Source organism: Pseudomonas sp. PDM17, assembly GCF_014851985.1.
In the GTDB taxonomy this organism is placed as follows: domain Bacteria; phylum Pseudomonadota; class Gammaproteobacteria; order Pseudomonadales; family Pseudomonadaceae; genus Pseudomonas.
The window spans coordinates 708,275-729,059 of record NZ_JACVAT010000003.1; the positions used below are offsets into that span (position 1 = coordinate 708,275).

General features: G+C 65.1%; 20 protein-coding genes. 9 read left to right on the plus strand and 11 right to left on the minus strand.

Annotated elements, in window-relative coordinates; translation table 11 throughout:
* Positions 1-8 precede the first annotated feature (8 nt).
* The 3 genes from IB256_RS13395 to IB256_RS13405 all read left to right on the plus strand — a co-directional run bounded on the left by IB256_RS13395 (position 9) and on the right by IB256_RS13405 (position 3,929).
* Positions 9-1,058 (plus strand): extracellular solute-binding protein, encoded by a 1,050-nt coding sequence (locus tag IB256_RS13395; protein ID WP_081515260.1) that lies wholly within the window; start codon positions 9-11, stop codon positions 1,056-1,058.
* Positions 1,059-1,445: 387 nt separating this feature from the next.
* Positions 1,446-2,843, plus strand: a complete 1,398-nt coding sequence (locus IB256_RS13400) for an APC family permease (protein ID WP_192402883.1) — start codon at positions 1,446-1,448, stop codon at positions 2,841-2,843.
* 54 nt (positions 2,844-2,897) lie between these two features.
* Entirely contained in the window at positions 2,898-3,929 is a 1,032-nt protein-coding gene (locus tag IB256_RS13405) for a histone deacetylase family protein (RefSeq protein ID WP_017520827.1), read from the plus strand.
* A gap of 73 nt (positions 3,930-4,002) precedes the next feature.
* On the opposite strand, the gene IB256_RS13410 is transcribed toward IB256_RS13405, so the two are convergent.
* The 4 genes from IB256_RS13410 to IB256_RS13425 form a co-directional block, all read right to left on the minus strand.
* Entirely contained in the window at positions 4,003-4,380 is a 378-nt protein-coding gene (locus IB256_RS13410; protein ID WP_192293452.1) for a NirD/YgiW/YdeI family stress tolerance protein, read from the minus strand.
* A 118-nt stretch (positions 4,381-4,498) separates the two neighbouring features.
* Entirely contained in the window at positions 4,499-5,416 is a 918-nt protein-coding gene (locus tag IB256_RS13415; protein WP_192402886.1) for an SdiA-regulated domain-containing protein, read from the minus strand.
* 84 nt (positions 5,417-5,500) lie between these two features.
* Positions 5,501-6,166: a fumarylacetoacetate hydrolase family protein gene (locus IB256_RS13420; protein ID WP_192293456.1), complete on the minus strand. Its 666-nt coding sequence runs from the start codon at positions 6,164-6,166 to the stop codon at positions 5,501-5,503.
* Positions 6,167-6,326: 160 nt separating this feature from the next.
* Positions 6,327-7,721 carry an FAD-binding oxidoreductase gene (locus IB256_RS13425; RefSeq protein WP_138213750.1) on the minus strand — a complete coding sequence of 465 codons (1,395 nt, stop codon included), beginning with the start codon at positions 7,719-7,721 and terminating at the stop codon, positions 6,327-6,329.
* Positions 7,722-7,911: 190 nt separating this feature from the next.
* Here IB256_RS13425 and serA point away from each other — a divergent pair, with 190 nt between their 5' ends.
* Positions 7,912-9,141, plus strand: coding sequence for a phosphoglycerate dehydrogenase (gene serA, locus IB256_RS13430; protein WP_081515253.1), 1,230 nt, complete (start codon positions 7,912-7,914; stop codon positions 9,139-9,141).
* A 62-nt stretch (positions 9,142-9,203) separates the two neighbouring features.
* Here the strand turns inward: serA and IB256_RS13435 are convergent, their stop codons facing one another.
* Both IB256_RS13435 and IB256_RS13440 read right to left on the minus strand, forming a co-directional pair.
* Positions 9,204-9,635, minus strand: coding sequence for a DUF4399 domain-containing protein (locus IB256_RS13435; protein WP_151188682.1), 432 nt, complete (start codon positions 9,633-9,635; stop codon positions 9,204-9,206).
* Positions 9,636-9,778: 143 nt separating this feature from the next.
* Entirely contained in the window at positions 9,779-10,273 is a 495-nt protein-coding gene (locus tag IB256_RS13440; protein ID WP_045215561.1) for a DUF523 domain-containing protein, read from the minus strand.
* A gap of 255 nt (positions 10,274-10,528) precedes the next feature.
* Between IB256_RS13440 and IB256_RS13445 the strand changes: the two genes are divergently transcribed.
* The gene (locus IB256_RS13445) at positions 10,529-11,077 is read left to right on the plus strand and encodes a DUF6160 family protein (protein ID WP_192293458.1); all 549 of its coding nucleotides are present in this window, start codon (positions 10,529-10,531) and stop codon (positions 11,075-11,077) included.
* 12 nt (positions 11,078-11,089) lie between these two features.
* Here the strand turns inward: IB256_RS13445 and IB256_RS13450 are convergent, their stop codons facing one another.
* Positions 11,090-11,728, minus strand: a complete 639-nt coding sequence (locus IB256_RS13450; RefSeq protein WP_192293460.1) for a 2OG-Fe(II) oxygenase — start codon at positions 11,726-11,728, stop codon at positions 11,090-11,092.
* Between the two features lie 100 nt (positions 11,729-11,828).
* On the opposite strand from IB256_RS13450, the gene IB256_RS13455 reads away from it, so the two are divergent.
* Positions 11,829-12,566, plus strand: a complete 738-nt coding sequence (locus IB256_RS13455; protein ID WP_081515249.1) for a hypothetical protein — start codon at positions 11,829-11,831, stop codon at positions 12,564-12,566.
* A gap of 157 nt (positions 12,567-12,723) precedes the next feature.
* Here IB256_RS13455 and IB256_RS13460 read toward each other — a convergent pair whose 3' ends face one another.
* Positions 12,724-13,662, minus strand: coding sequence for an alpha/beta hydrolase (locus tag IB256_RS13460; protein ID WP_081515248.1), 939 nt, complete (start codon positions 13,660-13,662; stop codon positions 12,724-12,726).
* Positions 13,663-13,785: 123 nt separating this feature from the next.
* On the opposite strand from IB256_RS13460, the gene IB256_RS13465 reads away from it, so the two are divergent.
* Both IB256_RS13465 and IB256_RS13470 read left to right on the plus strand, forming a co-directional pair.
* The gene (locus IB256_RS13465) at positions 13,786-14,361 is read left to right on the plus strand and encodes a DUF6436 domain-containing protein (protein WP_192293462.1); all 576 of its coding nucleotides are present in this window, start codon (positions 13,786-13,788) and stop codon (positions 14,359-14,361) included.
* An 88-nt stretch (positions 14,362-14,449) separates the two neighbouring features.
* On the plus strand, positions 14,450-14,962 hold the full coding sequence (locus tag IB256_RS13470) for a transcriptional regulator (protein WP_081515246.1): 513 nt from the start codon (positions 14,450-14,452) through the stop codon (positions 14,960-14,962).
* Positions 14,963-14,965: 3 nt separating this feature from the next.
* On the opposite strand, the gene IB256_RS13475 is transcribed toward IB256_RS13470, so the two are convergent.
* Positions 14,966-16,015 (minus strand): AraC family transcriptional regulator, encoded by a 1,050-nt coding sequence (locus tag IB256_RS13475; protein WP_192293464.1) that lies wholly within the window; start codon positions 16,013-16,015, stop codon positions 14,966-14,968.
* Positions 16,016-16,122: 107 nt separating this feature from the next.
* Between IB256_RS13475 and IB256_RS13480 the strand changes: the two genes are divergently transcribed.
* Entirely contained in the window at positions 16,123-18,510 is a 2,388-nt protein-coding gene (locus IB256_RS13480; protein ID WP_192402888.1) for a penicillin acylase family protein, read from the plus strand.
* Between the two features lie 421 nt (positions 18,511-18,931).
* Here IB256_RS13480 and IB256_RS13485 read toward each other — a convergent pair whose 3' ends face one another.
* Both IB256_RS13485 and IB256_RS13490 read right to left on the minus strand, forming a co-directional pair.
* Positions 18,932-19,804 carry an ABC transporter permease subunit gene (locus IB256_RS13485; protein ID WP_081515243.1) on the minus strand — a complete coding sequence of 291 codons (873 nt, stop codon included), beginning with the start codon at positions 19,802-19,804 and terminating at the stop codon, positions 18,932-18,934.
* 82 nt (positions 19,805-19,886) lie between these two features.
* Positions 19,887-20,768 (minus strand): ABC transporter permease subunit, encoded by an 882-nt coding sequence (locus IB256_RS13490; RefSeq protein ID WP_138214270.1) that lies wholly within the window; start codon positions 20,766-20,768, stop codon positions 19,887-19,889.
* Positions 20,769-20,785: the final 17 nt, after the last annotated feature.

A 20,785-nucleotide genomic window follows, 5' to 3' on the forward strand; every position in this document is an offset into this window, starting at 1 on the left:
CTTCACCGATGAAATTCCGCCGTACCCCCATCGCCCGCGCGCTCGTCGCCGCCAGCCTGTTGCTGGCCGGCAGCGCCCATGCCGACGGCACCCTGCACTTCGCCAACTGGTCCGACTACTTCCCGCCGGAACTGCTGAAGAAGTTCGAAAAGGACACCGGCATCCACGCCACCCTGGACTCCTACGACAGCAACGAAACCTTGCTGGCCAAGCTCAAGGCCGGCGGCGGCGCCTACGACGTGGTCGTGCCGTCGGACAGCTTCATCGAGATCTTCGTCAAGGAAGGCCTGCTGCAGAAGCTCGACAAGTCGCAGCTGCCGAACCTGGCGAACCTGAAAGACAAGTTCAAGACCCTGACCTACGACCCGGGCCACGACTACTCCGTGCCCTACCTCTGGGGCACCACCGGCTACAGCTACGACAGCGCCAAGGTCCCCGGCGGCAAGCTGGACGAGAGCTGGAAGCCGTTCTTCGAGCCGCCGGCCGAGCTGAAAGGCAAGGTGGTGGCGCTCAACTCCATCGAAGAACTGTACGCCCCGGCGTCCTACTACCTGGGCATCGACGAGTGCACCGAGGACCCGAAAGAGGCGGCAAAGATCCAGGACCTGCTGCTCAAGCAGAAACCGATGCTGGCCATGTACAACAGCGACGGCACCATCGAGCGCATGGCCGCCGGCGAAGTCTCCATGCACCAGCAATGGAACGGCGCCTTCCACCGCGCCCACGCCCAGCGCGCCAGCCTGGTCTACGTCTATCCCAAGGAAGGCGTGCGCCTGTTCATCGACAACCTGACCATTCCCAAGGACGCCACCAACATCAAGGAGGCCCACGCCTTCCTGAACTGGATGATGCAGCCTGAGAACATCGCCCTGGCCTCCAACTTCGCCAAGTACAACAACGCTATCGAAGGCTCGGACAAGTACATGGACAAGGAGCTGTTCGACGACCCGGCGATCAACACCCCGGCGGACAAGCTGGATCGCCTGAAGCCCTTCAAGCTGTGCTCGCCCAAGGCACTGCAACTGCGCTCCAAGGTCTGGACCAAGCTGAAGAAATGACCCATAGGTCACCCGGCGCGGCGGTGCGCGCCGGGTGACTCTGACAGCCAATTTGGCCATTTCGATCCCTTTTTGACCCTTTGCAGGGTTCTGCCCGGCACCCCCGGTTGCTAGAGTCGGGCGGCTCGCGCAGGGAGCGGCTGGAAAGGCGGCCAGCCCTTGCCCCATCACAGATGGCGCAAGGATTTCCCGAGGGAACGCGAGCGCGTTATCCACAAGAACAAATGCCCCGAGAACGCCCATGACCAGCTTTTGCGTCACCCTGCAGCAAACACCCTCATTCCTCGCGCGTCGTCAGCGCTGCGGCTGAGCCGTAGTCGACGACATCAGGACGGCCACCGAACGCCGCCCGCCCGCAAGACCACATAAAAATCGCGAGGAATCCCCATGGCCAGCCAACACAGCGCCAGCACCACACGTACTGCACAGAGCACCCAACAGGGCACCCCGGCCAACGCCGACGCCCGCCTGAAACGCGTCCTGGGCCTGCCCGCCCTGGTCTTCTTCGGTCTGGTCTACATGGTCCCGCTGACCATGTTCACCACCTACGGCGTGGTCACCGAAATGACTGGCGGCCGTACCGCCACCGCCTACCTGATCACCCTGCTGGCGATGCTGTTCACCGCAGCGTCCTACAGCTTCATGGTGCGCAAGTACCCGATTTCCGGCTCCGCGTACTCCTACACCAGCCTGAGCTTCGGCCCGGTGGTCGGCTTCCTGTCCGGCTGGTCGCTGCTGCTCGACTACCTGTTCCTGCCGATGATCAACTACCTGCTCATCGGCCTGTTCATGAACATCGCCTTCCCGGAAATCCCGGCCTGGATGTTCGTGGTCGCCTCCATCGCCCTGGTCACCGTGCTCAACGTGGTCGGCATCAGCCAGGTCGCCGGCATGAGCAACGTCATCGTCGGCGCGCAGCTGGTGTTCATCGTGGTGTTCGTGGTCATGTCGATCAAGAGCCTGGCCGGCGGCGCCGCGATCGACTTCTCCTTGCCCTTCGTCGGTGACGGCACCCAGCCCGGCTTCGCCCCGCTGATGGCCGGCGCCGCCGTGCTGTGCCTGTCGTTCCTGGGCTTCGACGCGGTCTCGACCATGGCCGAGGAAACCCGCGACGCGCGCCGCGACATCCCCCGCGCGATCATCATCACCACCGTCATCGCCGGCCTGATGTTCACCCTGCTGGCGATCATCAGCCAGCTGGTGTTCCCCGGCAGCGTGTTCCAGAACGCCGACTCAGCGGCCAACGAAGTGATGCTCAAGGCCGGCGGCCAGTTCCTCGGCAACTTCTTCACCTCCGCCTACATCGCCGGCTGCATCGGCTCGGCGCTGGCATCCCAGGCTTCGGTGTCGCGCATCATCTTCACCATGGGCCGTGACGGCATCCTGCCGCGCAGCCTGTTCGGTGTCCTGCACGCGCGCTTCCAGACCCCGGTCGTGGCGATCCTGGTGGTCTCCGCCGTGTCCCTGCTGGCGGTCGTGCTGGACCTGACCACCCTCGCCTCGATGATCAGCTTCGGCGCGCTGGTGGCCTTCTCCGTGGTCAATCTGGCGGTGATCCGCACCTACTTGGGCGTCGAGCGCCGCCGCGGTGCGAAGAACGTCCTGCTGTACGGGGCGATCCCGTTCATCGGCCTGTGCCTGACCCTGTGGCTGTGGACCAGCCTCTCGCAGCTGACGCTGGTCGTCGGCCTGAGCTGGTTCGCAGTCGGCTTCGCTTACCTGGCGGTGCACACCGGCGGCTTCCGCCGCAAGGCACCGAGCGTGAACTTCGAGGAAAACGCCTGACGGCAGAGCTACTAGAACCCAACGGGCGCCCGGAGGCGCCCTCAGGAGCGCGTGATGTTGACGATCTATACCGACGACCATCGCTTGCACCACGGTCAGCACGAGCTGATCGGCGGCCAGTTCACCCCCTGCTTCGAAAAGCCCAGCCGCGCCGACATGGTGCTGGATCGGGCCAAGGCGGTGAAACTGGGCGACATCCAGGCCCCGCGGGACTTCGGCCTGGAACCCATCCTGAGGGTGCACAGCGAAGGCTTCGTGCGGTTCTTGCAGCACGCTTGGCGTGACTGGCTGGCCACCGGCCGGACCCACGACATGCTGCCGATCTGCTGGCCTACCCGCCGCCTGCGGCAGAAAGAACCGGACAGCATCGACGGCCGGCTGGGTTACTACAGCCTGGACGCCGGCGCGCCGATCACCGCCGGCACCTGGCAGGCGGTGCTCAGCTCGGTGAACGTGGCGATGACCGGCCAGGCCGAACTGGCCAAGGGCGCGCGCTCGGTGTTCTCGCTGTGCCGGCCGCCGGGTCACCACGCCTCGGCGGACTTCATGGGCGGCTACTGCTTCTTCAACAACGCGGCCATCGCCGCCCAGTCGATCCTCGATCAGGGCGCCAACCGCGTGGCCATCCTCGACGTCGACTACCACCACGGCAACGGCACCCAGGACATCTTCTACGACCGCGCTGACGTGCTGTTCACCTCGATCCACGGCGACCCACGCTTCGAGTACCCCTACTTCCTCGGCTACGCCGACGAAAAGGGCCAGGGCGTGGGCGAAGGCTTCAACTTCAACTACCCGCTGGCCTCGGGCAGCGACTGGTCGGTGTGGAGCCTGGCGCTGCAGGCGGCGATCCGGCAGATCTCGGCGTACAAGCCAGACGTACTGATCGTGTCGCTGGGCGTGGACACCTACAAGGAAGATCCGATCTCCCAGTTCAAGCTGGACAGCCCGGACTACCTGCGCATGGGCGAAGCCATCGGCAAGCTGGGCCTGCCGACCCTGTTCGTGATGGAGGGCGGTTACGCGGTGGAAGAGATCGGCATCAACGCGATCAACGTGCTGCAGGGCTTCGAAAGCATCGGTTGACGCCGCTCCTGCGGAGCTCTGAAAACAAGAAAGCCGCACCGGGGCCCCCGGCGCGGCTTTTTTTGGCGTTGGATTACTGAAGGATTTCGACGCGGTCCACGTCGATATCGGTGGCCTTCTGCTTGTGGTGGTCAACCTCGCCGGTCAGGCGCACCTTGGTGTTCTCGGAGACCGAGGCACCGGCGGGCCAGTCGTCGTGGTCGATCTCGACCTGGATGCTGCCGGTGGCGTCCTTGAACTCGTAGTGCTCACCGCCGATGCGCTTGGTGATCACGCCTTCCAGCACCACCGGGGTGTCGTCGGCGGCGGACTGTGCCTGCTTGACCGTGGTGATCTGTGCGGCGGCGGCAGCGGGCTTGGCGTCGCTGCCCGGGCCTGTGTAGCCGGCGGCCAGGGTCATGGTGGAGAACAGGCCAACGGCAGCGATCAGGGGGAGATGACGAAGTTTCATGGATGAGCCTCCTGGGGCGTTTTCGATGGGTTCAGCTTAGAACCGGTGGCTGAAACCAGCCTGAATCCGGACTTAACCCAACCTTAAAGCCATCCGACCCGCACTCCCCCGCTCTGGATCAATCTGTTTTGACGGTCGCCTCGCGCTTGAAAACGTAGAACAGGTCCGGCTCGCTCACCATGTAAATGGTGCCCTGCTCGTCGATGGCCACGCCCTCGGCGCGCGGGATGCGGTCATCCAGGCCGTTGAGGCCGCCGAGCAGACTGATGAAGCTGATCGGCTCGCCCTTCTCGTCCAGTTCCAGCAGCAGGTGCGACTCCGCCGACAGCACCAGGGTGTGGCCGGTGCGCGGGTCGATGCTCAGCGCCGACACGTTGGTCATCAGCAGGTCGCTGGGCAGGGGCTGCAGCGCACCGCTCAGGCTGGCCCCACCGTCGCTGGCGAGGCTGAACAGCGCCAGCGGATCACGCTCCTGGCCCAGCACCAGTCGATGCTGGCGGGGGTCCCAGGCGATGCCCTCGATGCCCTTGTTCTTCTTGCCGCGCGGACCGAGGTCAAAGCTGGACAGCTTCGCGGTGCTCAGTTCGCGGGGCTGCGGGTCGACATGGAAGATGGTCAGGGAATTCTGGCGTTCGTCGGTCACGGCGATGTTGCCGTTCTCCAGTACCGCCACGCCCTCGGGGTTCGACATGCCCAGCAGCGGGATCACCCGCAGCACATCACCGGTAAGCGACAGCTCGGCCAGCAGCGGCTTCTTGCCGGTAACGGTGAACAGGGTGCGGGTCACCGGGTTATAGGCCAGGTCGGAGGTTTCCTGCCCCTCGAGGCCACCCTTGAGCGGCTTGGCCTGGATCACTGCACGGTATCCGGGCAGCCAGACGCTTTCCGAGCGCGCCTGGGCGCTGGTGTCCTGTTCGCGCAGCCAGAGGCGCGCGCGGTCATCCCAGTGGAAGCGGGAGGTCAGGTAGCCGAGCACCACGAGGATGAACAGCAGGGCCAGCAGCAGCCAGCGGGGACGAAGGATGGACATGGTCATGACGACTCTTGTTGGTCAGCACGGCAAGGTGCCCCGCAACAAGCGAAGGCCGCACAAACGGCGGCCTTCGGCGGGACAACGGGGTTAAAGCACGCGGCTTTCGAATCGGCTGGCGCCGGGAAGTTCCAGCACCACCTCACTGCCGCTCGTGAGCGGGCCGACGCCGACCGGGGTGCCGGTGGAGACCACGTCGCCCGGCTGCAGCGAGAAGTGCCCGCAGATGTGCTGGATCAGCGGCACGATGGGGTTGAGCATGTCGCGGCTGTTGCCGTCCTGGCGGACTTCGCCGTCGATCACCAGGCGGATGCCGATGTCGGTCGGGTCCGGGAAATGGTCGGCGCTGACGAAGGGCGCCAGCACGAAGGCGCCGTCGAAGGACTTGGCCAGCTCCCAGGGCAGGCCCTTTTCCTTCAGCTTGGCCTGCACGTCACGCAGGGTCAGGTCCAGCGCCGGGGCGTAGCCGGAAATGGCGTCCAGCACTTCCTCGGCGCTCGGCTTGCGCGACAGCGGCTTGCCGATCAGCACGGCGATTTCCGCCTCGTAGTGCACCGAACCACGATCTTCCGGGATGGCGAAACCACCGGCCTGCGACACGGTGCAGGAACCGGGCTTGATGAACAGCAGCGGCTCGGTCGGTACCGGGTTGTTCAGCTCCTTGGCGTGCTCCGCGTAGTTGCGGCCGACGCAGACCACCTTGCCCAGGGTGAAATGGATCGGGGTGCCATCGACGTACTGATGCTGGTAACTCATGACCGACTCCTGACAACGCATGGAAGAGATGATCCGCGCGGGGCTCGTGATCCCGCGCGGTTGCCCGCATCCTGCCGGCGCACGCGCCACTTCCCGTGACGCTGACGTGCGAAGGGCCGGCCCCTCTATCCAAAGAACCGGCCCTTCTGGATACAGCAGCTTATTCGGCGAAGATCTTGCCGGGGTTCATGATCCCGTTCGGGTCGAACACCGCCTTGACCGCCTTCATGTAGCCGATTTCAGCCTCGGAGCGAGAGTAACCCAGGTAATCGCGCTTGGTCATGCCCACGCCGTGCTCGGCCGAGATGGAGCCGTTGTATTTCTGCACGGTCTCGAAGACCCACTTGTTGACGGTCGCGCACTTGGCGAAGAACTCGTCCTTGGTCAGGTTCTCGGGCTTGAGGATATTCAGGTGCAGGTTGCCGTCGCCGATGTGGCCGAACCAGACGACTTCGAAGTCGGGGTAGTTGGCCGCGACGATATCGTCGATGTCCTTGAGGAAGGCCGGGACCTTGCCGACGGTGACGGAGATGTCGTTCTTGTAGGGCGTCCAGTGGGAGATGGTCTCGGAGATGTACTCGCGCAGCTTCCAAAGGTTCTGCAGCTGCTGTTCGCTCTGGCTCATCACGCCGTCGAGGACCCAGCCCTGCTCTACACAATGTTCGAAAGTGGCCAGCGCCTCGTTGGCCACTTCCTCGGTGCTCGCCTCGAATTCCAGCAGGGCATAGAACGGGCAGTCGGTCTCGAAGGCCGGCGGCACGTCGCCACGGGCCATGATCTTGGCCAGGGCCTTGTCGGAGAAGAACTCGAAGGCGGTCAGGTCCAGCTTGTTCTGGAAGGCGTGCAGCACCGGCATGATCGAGTCGAAGTCCGGGGTGCCGAGGACCATCGCGGTGAGGTTCTTCGGCTGGCGCTCCAGGCGCATGGTGGCCTCGACCACGAAGCCCAGGGTGCCTTCGGCGCCGATGAACAGCTGGCGCAGGTCATAGCCGGTGGCGTTCTTGATCAGGTCCTTGTTCAGTTCGAGCAGGTCGCCCTTGCCGGTGACGACCTTCATGCCGGCCACCCAGTTGCGGGTCATACCGTAGCGAATGACCTTGATACCGCCGGCATTGGTGCCGATGTTGCCGCCAATCTGGCTGGAACCCGACGACGCGAAGTCCACCGGGTAATACAGGCCGTGCTCTTCGGCGAAGGTCTGCAGCTGCTTGGTGATCACGCCCGGCTGGCAGACCACGGTGCGGTCGAATTCGTTGAATTCCAGCACCTTGTTCATGTAGTCGAAGGCCACGACCACTTCGCCATTGGCGGCGACAGCGGCGGCGGAGAGACCGGTACGGCCACCCGAGGGAACCAGCGCGACTTTGTGCTCATTGGCCCAGCGGACGATGGCCTGGACCTGCTCGGTGCTCTTGGGGAAGGCGATCGCCAGGGGCGCCGGGGCGAAATGCTTGGTCCAGTCCTTGCCATAGGTCTCGAGGGAATCGGCGTCTGTCAGCAGCTTCCCGGCATCCAGCAGGGGCTTGAGCGATTCGATCAGGGCGTCGCGGGTCATTGGAGGAACTCTCAAATGGTTCATGGTCGTCCTGAGAACAGCTCAGGTCGCAACCGGGCAAGGAAAAGGGAGAACATGCTAGCATACGCACCCCACGCAGATCGCCACCTGGCGCCAAGCTTGGCACCGGCCGGTCCGGCCTGAGCTGTTCAATTTCTCGCCACATCCCGGGACTACAGGTTCAAAGCAGATGAGCAAGACTTCTCTCGACAAGAGCAAGATCAAATTCCTTCTCCTTGAAGGCGTGCACCAGAACGCCGTCGACACCCTCAAGGCGGCCGGCTACTCCAACATCGAGTACCTCAAGACCGCACTGTCCGGTGACGAGCTGAAGGAAAAGATTGCCGATGCACACTTCATCGGTATCCGCTCCCGCACCCAGCTGACCGAAGAAGTCTTCGACGCTGCCAAGAAGCTGATCGCCGTCGGCTGCTTCTGCATCGGCACCAACCAGGTCAACCTGAACGCGGCCCGCGAGCGCGGCATCGCCGTGTTCAACGCGCCCTACTCCAATACCCGTTCGGTCGCCGAACTGGTGCTGGCCGAGGCCATCCTGCTGCTGCGCGGCATTCCGGAGAAGAACGCCTCCTGCCACCGCGGCGGCTGGATCAAGTCCGCTGCCAACTCCTTCGAGATCCGCGGCAAGAAGCTGGGCATCGTCGGCTACGGCTCGATCGGCACCCAGCTCTCGGTCCTGGCCGAAGCACTGGGCATGCAGGTGTTCTTCTACGACACCGTGACCAAGCTGCCGCTGGGTAACGCCCAGCAGGTCGGTAACCTGCACGAGCTGCTCGGCATGTCCGACATCGTCTCGCTGCACGTGCCGGAACTGCCGTCCACCCAGTGGATGATCGGCGAGAAGGAGATCCGCGCCATCAAGAAAGGCGGCATCCTGATCAACGCCGCCCGTGGCACCGTGGTCGAACTGGACCACCTGGCCGCCGCGATCAAGGACGAGCACCTGATCGGCGCCGCCATCGACGTATTCCCGGTCGAGCCCAAGTCCAACGACGACGAGTTCGAAAGCCCGCTGCGCGGCCTGGATCGCGTGATCCTGACCCCGCATATCGGCGGCTCCACCGCCGAAGCCCAGGCCAACATCGGCCTGGAAGTGGCCGAGAAGCTGGTCAAGTACAGCGACAACGGCACCTCGGTTTCTTCCGTCAACTTCCCGGAAGTGGCCCTGCCGTCGCACCCGGGCAAGCACCGCCTGCTGCACATCCACGAGAACATTCCGGGTGTGATGAGCGAGATCAACAAGGTGTTCGCCGACAACGGCATCAACATCTCCGGCCAGTACCTGCAGACCAACGACAAGGTCGGCTACGTGGTAATCGACGTCGACGCCGAGTACTCGGACCTGGCGCTGGAGAAGCTGCAGCACGTGAACGGCACCATCCGCAGCCGCGTTCTGTTCTAAGCGCTGCTCGGTGACAAGAAAAAAGGAGGCCTCGGCCTCCTTTTTTCATGCCTGGGGAAAGGTCACTTCACGTTGACGGTGATCTGCTGCGACTCCACCGGCGGGTCGAACGGCACGTGGTTCTTGTCGCCCACCAGCAACTGCAGGGTGTGCTTGCCCGGCGGCAGGGTCACCTGGGTCTCGGTCTGGCCCTTGCCGAAGTGCTTGATCTGGTCGGTCATCGGCAGCGGCATGTTCATCGCCGGCTGCTCCTTGAGATCGATCAGCAGGTGGTGGTGGCCGGTAGCCGGCGAATCCACGCCCGCCGGCGCGACACCCATGCCCTTGAGGCCGAATTTGACGGTGAAGGTCTTGTCCACCGTAGCCCCGTCGGCCGGCTCGATGAAGTACACCTTGGCGCCTTCCGGGGCCGGGGTGCGCGGGATTTCCGCAGCGATGGCGGAAGTACCGGCGAGCAGCGCGGCAAGGCCGAGGCAAGGCAGCATGGTTCTCATGTTCTTCTCCTTCTGCATGACAATCGCAAAGGCGAAGGACCCGCTCAGGCCGGCCCGCGCCCTTGCGCATGGAACGCACAAGCATAGGCGCCAGGGCGCTGGGCTCAAGGAAAATAGTGCGTCTTCGAGTGTCGGCAGCCGCTCTAGCCTCCGGCTTCCAGCCCGGCCAGACAGACGGCAGCGGCATCCAGCTCTTCCTCGCTGAACACCAGCACGCCCATGCGCTTGAGGGCGGCGGCAGTGACGCCTTCACCAGCGACCTTCTGGCCGCTGAAGCTGCCGTCGTAGTTCTCGCGGTTGCCGCAGGAGGGGCTGCGCGCCTTGAGAACCGCCAGGCGGATGTCGTGGCGACGCACCAGCGCCATGGCTTCCTCGGCGCCGAGCAGGAAGGCGTCGCTGACGTCCTCGCCCTCCACCGTCATCACCGGGCGGGCGCGTTCCAGCACCGCCATGCCCTGGCCTCCAGGGATCTCTGCCGGGGCTCGGGGCGTCGGCAGGCCGCCGGCGACTTCCGGGCACAGTGCGACCACCCGCCCCTGGTCCAGCCAGCGCGACAGCAGGTCGAACGGTCCGTGCGCACCGCCGTCGTAGCGGACGCGATGGCCAAGCAGGCAGCGGCTGACGAGAACCTTCTGCATAGGCGAATCACTCCCTTTTGGAAGGGGACAGACTAGCCGCTCGCCGTTTACCGGTCACGCCGGGTAACGCAACTTTCATCGGCGCGTCTGTCGCAACAGGTTTCCGGCCCGCCGAAAGTCGGGTCCTTGAGCGGCGCGCCGGTCGTCGGCGCCCGCCCAAGCACAACCTTCGACGGGAACAGCCGTCCGGCACTGGCTGCCGGGCAGGCCGCCACCCAGACTCGCGCATCGGCCAATCGCCACGGAGCCTCCGTCATGCCTCGTCTCTTGCTTTGCACCGCCACCTTCGCCGCGCTGTCCTACCTGCCGCTGGCCTTCGCCGAACTCCAGGCGCTGGACAACGAGCACCTGGGCGCCGTGACCGGCCAGGATGGCATCAGCATCCGCGCCGACGTGCTCGCGCGCATGGACAGCGTGGCGTGGAAAGACGACGGCGGCAGCGTCTCGCTGCGCAACGTGTTCATCGACAACGGATGCGTGAGTGCCGGCGATTGCCCCGACGGACGTGGCGGCAGCCTGCCCTACGGGCCCGCGCAGCTGGGCCTGAGCCTGCCGATCTTCGGTATCGAGCAGCCGACCCTGCAGGTGGACGTGGTTCAGGGCGCTGGCGGCCAGCAGCAACTGGCGCTGACCCTGCCTGACCTGACCACCATCAACCAGCAGCTCAATGCCAGCGGCCTGCCGTCGCAGACCATCCGCCTGCGCGTGGCCGGCGACCTCTATGTGGGTGGCGGCAAGCTTGGGAGCATCGAGGTACGCGACATTCAGGACATCAGCGGCACCCTGAAGATCTGGGGCCACTGACGCCTTCGGAGTTCAGAGCGGGGCGTCGCCGCGACGGCGGAACCAGCCGGTGAGCGACAGGCGCTCATGGGTGGCCGGCAGCACCTCGTGGGGAAACTCGCCGGAGAGGAACACCACCAGCCGACCGGCCAGCGGCGGCAGGTCCAGTGTCCGCTCGTCGGCGAAGTACATCCGCAGTTCACCGCCCTGCGTCACCGGCCAGTCGTGGTTGAGGTAGAACACGGCGGAAAGAGCGCGGCGGTCATCGTCGCGGAAGCGGTCCAGGTGCCTCTGGTAGAACGCCCCGGGTGGATAGAGCGCGAAGTGCCCCTCGAAGTCTTCCAGGCCCAGGTACAACGAGCGATTGATCTGCTGACGCAGCTCGTCCAGCGCCCTCAGGTAGAGGTCGCAGGCCTCGGACTGGCCTGGCTCGAGCCACTGGATACGGTCGCCGCGAATGCCTTCGCGCACGGCCTGCCCTTCAGCCCGACCGATGGCGGCGGAGGCCAGCTTGCCGGCCGCATCGCGGGCACGGCATTCCGCCGCCAGCTGCGCGACCAGGGCGTCGGGAAGGAAGGCGTCCTGCTGCGACCAGCCCTTCTCGGCGAGGTCGTCAACGATGCTTTGCAGGAGGGGGCCTAGCACGAGTGGAGAAGGGACGTCGAAATACATGGCGTATTGTAACGTCCGGCGCCAGTGTCTCGACAAGCGGGGCAAGCCTTGCCGACAATAGCCCCCGGCGAGCGAACCCTGCCGCCCAAAAGGAGTTGCAATGCGCGTACTGCTGGCCCTCACCCTTCTTGTACTGGGCATGCCTGCCCTGGCCGACAACTACCAGCGCCTGTACCAGGCCGCCGGCTGGCCGGAACAGCGAGCGCACTTCAATGACGCCCTGCACGCCGCGCAGAAGCGCTACCAGGGCAACCTGCCACCGGCGCTGTACCAGACGCTGGTGGACAACAGCAACCAGCGCTTTGCCCCTGCCGACATCGACCAGCGCGCGCTCAATGGCCTGCGCCAGAACCTGCCGGACAGCGCCGCAGCGGTGAACTTCTTCGAATCGCCGCTGGGCCGCAAGGTCGCCGGCGCCGAGACCCTGGCCACCCGCAGCGACCAGTTGCAGAAGTACGCCAATGGCCTGCCGCGCCAGCAGGCCAGCGATGCGCGCAAGCAGATCGTCCACCGCCTGAGCCAGATCCTGCCGGCCCGCGAAGCCGGCGCCGAAGTCAGCCTCGCGCTGGCCAGCGTGGCCGCCGACAGCCTCAGCCAGATGCTCCCCGGCCTGCTCGGTGGCGGCAGCGCCCAAGGCATGCTCGAAGGCCAGCGGCAGAAGCTGATGAGCCAGATCGGTGCCGATCTCGACAACACCCTGCTGTACGTCTATCGCGGCCTGAGCGATGCCGAACTGGGCCAGTTCGCCGACTTCAGCGAGTCGCCAGCCGGCCGCACTTACTACCGCGCCGCCCTGGCTGCCCTCAAGGCTGGCTTGGCCGCACCATCGGGCGAGTAGTGATCGGAAAATACCGACCACGCTTGAGGACCACTCCGAGGAACGCTCCTCCTAGAATGGCACCCGCTGTACAGAGGGTGGCGCCTGAGGAGCATGGCGCAAGGAGTGTAGGGACACACCCTCGACTACAGCGGCGCCCTTCCCCGCATCATCCCCGCTAGGCCATCCGCTCACTGAGAAAGTCGAAGTAACGCCGGCGCAACGTCTCGCTCTCGTTCGCCAGATGGTGCCGCGCTCCGGTGAGCAGCAGGCACTCGATCTTCTCGAACTTGTCCTCCAGCACCTTCAGGTTGTAGCGCCAGTCCACCGTCTCGTCGGCATCGCCCTGCACCACCAGCAGGCTCTGCGCTCCGTGGCCGGCCGCCTCGATGCGCGGAATCCAGCGCGCCAGCGCGCCGACCCAGGCCGTGGGCAGGATCTTCGGCTGCAGCGGATCGCGGTCGCGCAGGAAGGAAAGGAATTCGGCGTCGTTGGAGTTCTCGCTGAAACGTCGCGGAATCGAATCCACGAACGGCCGCAGCATCTGGTAGCTGAACTTCGACCAGCCCCAGGCCCGTGGCCGTACCAGCGGCGCCAGCAGGATGGTACGGCCCAGCTCCGGGCGCGGTGCGCCGGTGAGCAGGTAGTCCAGCAGGATTGCCCCACCGGTACTCTGCCCGCAGAGATGCCAAGGTTGCGGCAGGTCCAACGCCTGCGCCTGGCCCAACAGCGCGCCCAGCACCACCTGGTATTCGGCGAAGTCGCCGATGCTGGCGGCGGCGCCACCCGACAGGCCGTGGCCTGGCAGGTCGCAGGCCAGCACCGCGAAGCCCATGCCCAGCGCCCAGTCGATCACATGGCGGTACAGGCCCATATGGTCGTAGTAGCCGTGCAGCAGGACGACGGTTCCCCGCGCCAGCACGGGGCGCCAGTACTGCGCGGCAATCTGGTAGCCGCCGGCCTCGAAAGTGCCCAGCCGGCTCTGCAGGCCGGGGTGCCGGGCGTGCAGGTCCAGGCCGTAGAAATGCTGGTACAGCGCGATGCCGACCTCGTTCGCCTCTGCGGTCAGAGGTCGCAGCAGGGTGCGCAGCAGATCGGGCTGGAAGGCTTCAGGCATGGGCGTTTCGCTTCTGGCAGGCGGGTGACGAAGGGAGCGCGTGCAGCAGCGGGATATTCTGCCGCGCTCGCCCCCGTGGCAAGCTTGTCGGCTATCTTACCGACTCTGTCACTGGTCGCCGCCATGTCCTCACGCCGAAAATCGCTGCTCACCTGGCTGATCGCCGTACTCTGCCTGGGCGTTCTGCTCGTCACCTACTGGTGGTACGAGAACCGCTTCATCCGTCCGTTCAGCCACCAGCCACAGCTGTTTTCCGGCGACCACCTGATGCTGCCCGCACAATTGGCCGGCCCCGGCAAGATCCGCCTGGTGCACTTCTGGGACCCGGCCTGCCCCTGCAACGTCGGCAACCAGCAGCACCTCGCCGAGCTGATCCAGCGTTTCAGCCCGCAGGGCGTTGAGTTCTTCGCCGTGCAGAAGCCCGGCAGCCGCGGGCACCTGCCCGACACGCTGAGCGCCATGCGCGCACTGGACTCGCTGCCCGGTGCCGAGCAGTTGCCCGCCAGCCCTGCCGTGGCGATCTGGGATACCCAGGGCAAGCTGGCCTACTTCGGCCCCTACAGCGAAGGAGCGGTCTGCACTTCGGGCAACAGCTTCATAGAGCCGATCCTCGACGCTCTGGTGGGCGGCCGCCCGGTCAACGCGACCCACACCCTGGCCGTGGGCTGCTATTGCCCCTGGGATGGCGCAAAGCACTGAGCCGCATCAACGAAGCCGATGGCCAATCCGTGACTACACTTGGATCGCCGGCCCATGAGGGGCCGATCGCCACCAAGGAGCTTTTCGCATGCGTCTTCCTTCCGCCCTCGCCTTCTGCGCCGTTCTCTCCACCGGGCTGGTGCTGCCCCTGGCCGCCCACGCCGAGGATGCCCCCAACAGCCAACAGGTGATGGAGCAGCACAAGCAGGCCATCAACAACCGCATCGCCGACATCGACTACAAGCGCAAGCGCATCGTCGAAGCCAACATGAAGCTCACCCCGCAGGAAACCGAGAAGTTCTGGCCGATCTACAACAGCTACCGCACCGAGGCGGACAAGCTGAGCAAGCAGACCCTGGCGATCATCATCGACTACGCCAACAGCTACAACACCGGCTCGGTGAGCAACGACGACGCGGCGAAGCTGCAGAAGCAGGTGCTGGAGCTGCAGGACGACCGCCAGGAGCTCAAGGAGAAGTACCTCAAGCGCATCGCCAAGGAAGTCTCGCCGCAGCGCGCACTGCGCTTCCTGCAGGTCGAAGACCAGCTCGACGCCATGGCGTTGCTGGAAGTCAGCCGCGAAATCCCGCTGGCCGAGTAATCCTCAGCCTTCGGTGCCGCCCTGCAGGCGCTGGCGATAGCGCTCGGGCGGCACCGAATACCAGCGCTTGAAAGCCCGATAGAACGGCGACAGCTCGGCAAATCCACAGGCCCGCGCCACCTCGCGAATTGCCTCGCCCTGCTCCAGCAATTGCGCGGCACGCTGCCGGCGCACCTCCTCCCGCACTTCCCTGAACGTCTGTGCCCGGCTCGCCAGGTTGCGCTGCAGCAGCCCCGGCCGCACGCCCAGCTCACGGGCGCAGCTTTGCAGGGTGCACTCCTCCTCCCCCAACCGCATGGCGATCAGGTAGCGCAGGCGATTGAGCAGATCGTTCTCGTCCAGCGTGCCCAGCTGTTCCCGTGCATGCTCGGTAAGCAACCGGTGCAGCACCGGGTTGCCGGTGCGTGACGGCCGGGCCATTTGCGCGCGATCGAACAGCAAGGCGTCATTGGCCTTGCCGAAGCTCGGCGTCAGGCCGAACAGCCGCCGGTGCTCGCTCAAGCGGCGCGGCTGCGGATGGCGGAACTCGATAGCCTGGACGCGGAACTCATCGTCGGTAATCAGCGCCAGCAGCTTGAGGAACAGCAGCATCAGGCACTCCATCTGCTGGCGCAGGTTGCTGATGCCCAGGTAGTTGAGGTCGAGGATCAGCCGTACCTGCTCTCCCTCCTCGCGCATCTGCGCCGCGAAGCCACCGGAGAGGATGTGCTGGAAGCGCAGGAAGCTGTGCAGCGCCTCGCGCAGGTCGCTGCTGGCCATCAGCAGGTAGCCGACCACGTCCAGCAGGCGCGGCTTCATCGCCTCCCCCAGGTGCAGGCCGATATCGGCATCGCCGGTAATTTCGTCAAGGGTCGTCCAGAACAATGGGGCGTCGTCGTGCACCAGGCGACCACTCTGCGCCGGCGGCGGCAGGCGGACCTTCTGCAGGGCCTGGCGGTAGATATCGGTGGGGTCGAAGCCCAGCACCGAGAGCGCCTCGTACAACTGGCGGCGCAGGGTGGCGGACTGGGTCAGCGCCGGGGTGGCGGGGAAGTTCAGCTCGGGGGCGGCCATGGTCACTCCTGGGATTGACCGGAGAATTCCAGTAGCGAGACGTTTGGTCAATGAGGGACGAACGCTATCCACTGCAGAATCGCCGCATAACAACAAGGAGTTGCTGCATGAAACGCACTTTGACTGTCCTCGCTGTCGTTGTCGCCGCTGCCGCGGCGGGCGCCGGCTGGTACCTGCACGGCAAGCAGCCGGTACGCGACGGACAACTGCCCCTGGCGGGCCTGGCCAGCGAAGTCACGGTTCGCTATGACGAGCGCGGCGTGCCGCACATCAAGGCCGGCAGCGAAGAGGACATGTACCGGGCAATCGGTTACGTCCACGCCCAGGACCGCCTGTTCCAGATGGAAATCCTCCGTCGCCTGTCCCGTGGCGAGCTGGCCGAGGTACTCGGGCCCAAGCTGGTGGACACCGACCGCATGTTCCGCAGCCTGCGCATCCGCGACCACGCCGCCGAATACGTGGCCAGGCAGGACAAGAACTCCCCGGCCTGGAAGGCGCTGGTCGCCTACCTCGATGGCGTCAACCAGTTCCAGGACAGCCACCCGCGCCCGGTGGAATTCGACATCCTCGGCATTCCCAAGCGCGCCTTCACCCCCGAAGACACCGTCAGCGTCGCCGGCTACATGGCCTACAGCTTCGCCGCCGCCTTCCGCACCGAACCGGTGCTGACCTACGTGCGCGACGAACTGGGCGCGGACTACCTGAAGGTCTTCGACCTCGACTGGCATCCCGAAGGCGTGATGACGCCCAAGGCGCTGGCCGCCGCCGACTGGCAGGACCTGAGCGCCATCGCCCGCCTGAGCCACGCCGCGCTGGAGAAAGCCGGCCTGCCGCAGTTCGAGGGCAGCAACGCCTGGGCCGTCTCCGGCAGCCGCACGAAGAGCGGCAAGCCGCTGCTGGCCGGCGACCCCCACATCCGCTTCGCCGTGCCGGCAGTGTGGTACGAGATGCAGGCCAGCGCACCGGGCTTCGAGCTGTACGGCCACTACCAGGCGCTCAACCCCTTCGCCTCGCTCGGCCACAACCTGCAGTTCGGCTGGAGCCTGACCATGTTCCAGAACGACGACGTCGATCTGGTCGCCGAGAAGGTCAACCCGGACAACCCCAACCAGGTCTGGTACCACGGCCAGTGGACGGACCTGAAAAGCGAGGAGCAGAGCATCGCCGTGAAGGGCGAGGCGCCGGTGAAGATCACCCTGCGCAGCTCGCCCCACGGCCCGCTGGTCAACGATGCGCTGGGCACTGCGGCAGGCAAGACGCCGGTCTCCATGTGGTGGGCCTTCCTGGAAACCCAGAACCCGATCCTTGACGCCTTCTACGAACTGAACCGCGCCGACACCCTGCCCAAGGCGCGCGCGGCAGCCTCGAAGATCCAGTCGCCGGGCCTCAACGTGGTCTGGGCCAACGCTCGTGGCGACATCGGCTGGTGGGCCTCGGCACAGCTGCCGGTGCGCCCGGACGGGGTCAACCCGAACTTCCTGCTCGACGGCGCCAGTGGCCAGGCCGACAAGAGCGGCTTCTACCCCTTCAGCGAGAACCCGCAGGAAGAGAACCCGGCGCGCGGCTATATCGTCTCCGCCAACTTCCAGCCGGTGCCGGCCAACGGTCGCCCGGTGCCGGGCTACTACAACTTGCCTGATCGCGGCCAGCAGCTGAACAAGCGCCTGTCCGACACTTCCGTGAAGTGGGACCTGCAGAACAGCCAGGCGCTGCAACTGGACACCGCCACCAGCTATGGCCCGCGCTTCCTCAAGCCGCTGCTGCCGATCCTGCGCGAAGCCGCCGCAACCGACGAAGAGAAGGCGCTGGTGGAGAACCTGGCCAACTGGCAGGGTGACCACCCGCTGGATTCGATCACTGCCACAGTGTTCAACCAATTGCTCTACCAGGTCGCCGACGGCGCCATGCGCGACGAGATGGGCGACGCCTTCTTCGACAACCTGCTGTCCACCCGCGTGCTCGACGTGGCCCTGCCGCGCCTGGCCGCCGACGAGAACTCGCCCTGGTGGGACAACCGCAAGACGTCGCAGAAGGAGACCCGCGCCGATATCGTCAAGGCCGCCTGGAAGGACAGCCTGGCGCACCTGCGCGCCAAACTCGGCCAGGATTCGCAGCAGTGGCAGTGGGGCAAGGCGCACACCCTCACCCACGGCCACCCGCTGGGCCAGCAGAAGCCGCTGGACCGCCTGTTCAACGTCGGCCCATTCGCCGCTCCTGGCGGCCACGAGGTGCCGAACAACCTGTCCGCCCGCGTCGGACCTGCGCCCTGGCAGGTGATTTACGGACCGTCCACCCGTCGCCTGATCGACTTCGCCGACCCGGCCCACAGCCTGGGCATCAACCCGGTAGGCCAGAGCGGCGTGCCGTTCGACAAGCACTACGACGACCAGGCCGAGGCCTACATCGAAGGCCAGTACCTGCCGCAGCACTACGACGACAACGAGGTGAAAGCCAACACCAAGGGCATCCTGCGGTTGATTCCCGTCCGTCGCTGAAGCGCCCTCGGCAAGGGCCACCCGGAAATGAAAAACCCCGCTCCTGCGGGGTTTTTCATGGGTGCGTTGTAGAGAGTGCTGCGGGAGATGCCGAAGCTCCCTGGCGCGTTATTTCCCCAAGGGATAACGATCGGGGTGTTGTATTGGGCGCCGTCTCCCGCACGGAGTGCCATAAGGCGTCACTGGAAGTTTGCCGGCTACGCGGCCCGGCCCTGGTTCGGGGGGTGGCCGGACAGCGCATCCGAACACTTCAAGCGTAGTTGGCAATCGGCCGGGAGCGAGCCTTTGCGACCCACGGTTTTTTCCGATAAAGCCCGAATTTCCAAGCACTTCGGAATAACGTGTGAGCAAAAAACACGGGCCACCCGAAGGTGGCCCGTGGTTCGACAATCGCCGGATACTACCGGCCGACAAGACGGCGTCAGGCGGTGGCTGTCGAACCCTTCTGCCAATCGGTCGCGTTGGACTCCATGGCTTCCTGGATCGCACGCTTGCGACGCTCTTCGGCCTGGCGGGTGAAGTACCAGGCGAAGAAGGTGAACAGCGAAACGGTCAGCAGGATCAGGCTGGCGACGGCGTTGATCTCCGGCTTCACGCCCAGGCGCACGGCGGAGAACACTTCCATCGGCAGGGTGGTGGAGCCAGGACCGGACACGAAGCTGGCCAGTACCAGGTCATCCAGCGACAGCGCGAAGGACATCATGCCGCCCGCCGCCAGCGACGGCGCGATCATCGGGATGGTGATCAGCATGAACACTTTCCAGGGCTTGGCGCCCAGGTCCATGGCTGCTTCCTCGATGGACAGGTCCAGCTCGCGCAGGCGCGCCGACACCACCACCGCCACGTAGGACGAGCAGAAGCTGGTGTGGGCGATCCAGATGGTCACGATGCCGCGCTCCTGCGGCCAGCCGATCAGCTGGGCCATGGCGACGAACAGCAGCAGCAGCGACAGACCGGTGATCACCTCGGGCATGACCAGCGGCGCGGTGACCATGCCGCCGAACAGCGTGCGACCACGGAAACGCGGGATGCGGGTCAGCACGAAGGCCGCCAGGGTGCCCAGCGCCACCGAGGAGATCGCGGTGTAGCAGGCGATCTCCAGCGAGCGGAACACCGAACCGACCAGCTGCTGGTTGTCCAGCAGGCCGACATACCACTTCACCGACCAGCCACCCCACACGGTCACCAGCTTGGAGCCGTTGAACGAGTAGATGACCAGGATGAGCATCGGCACGTAGATGAAGAGCAGGCCCAACACCAGCATGATGTTGGAGAACGACCAACGCTTGTTCATACCTTGCCCTCCAGCTCTTTCGCCATGATCTTGGGTGAAGAGTCTGTTGAAGGAGATGATGGGCAGATCGCCTTGAAGTGGCTCATACCTTGCCCTCCAGCTCTTTAGCCTGGTTCTTGTTGAAGAAGATGATGGGCACGATCAGGATCGCCAGCATCACGACGGCAAGGGCGGAAGCCACCGGCCAGTCACGGTTGTTGAAGAACTCCTGCCACAGCACCTTGCCGATCATCAGCGTCTCGGGGCCGCCCAGCAGTTCCGGGATCACGAACTCGCCCACCGCCGGGATGAATACCAGCATGCAGCCGGCGATGATGCCGTTCTTGGACAGCGGGACGGTGATCTTCCAGAAGCTGGTGAAGCTGCGCGCGCCGAGGTCGGAGGCGGCTTCCAGCAGGCTCATGTCGTGCTTCACCAGGTTGGCGTAGAGCGGCATGACCATGAAGGGCAGGTACGAGTAGACGATGCCGATGTACACCGCGAAGTTGGTGTTCAGGATCGTCAGCGGTTCGTTGATGATGCCCAGCCACATCAGGAAGCTGTTGAGCAGGCCGTTGTTGGACAGGATGCCCATCCAGGCGTACACGCGGATCAGGATCGCCGTCCAGGTCGGCATCATGATCAGCAGCAGCAGGACGGTCTGCATTTCCTTGCTGGCGCGGGCGATGGCATAGGCCATCGGGTATCCGATGAGCAGGCACAGGAAGGTGCTGATCGCCGCCATCTTCAGCGAGCCCAGGTAGGCGTCGATGTAGAGCGGGTCGTCCGTCAGCATCAGGTAGTTGCCCAGGTTCATCACGACCTGGAGCGTCTGGTCGGCGTACTGGAAGACTTCGGTGTACGGCGGAATGGCCACGTCCGCTGCCGCCAGACTGATCTTCAGCACGATGGCGAAGGGCAGCAGGAAGAACAGGAAGAGCCAGAAGAACGGCACACCGATCACGGCATGCCGGCCGTTCGGCAGGCGTTTCATGAGCGATT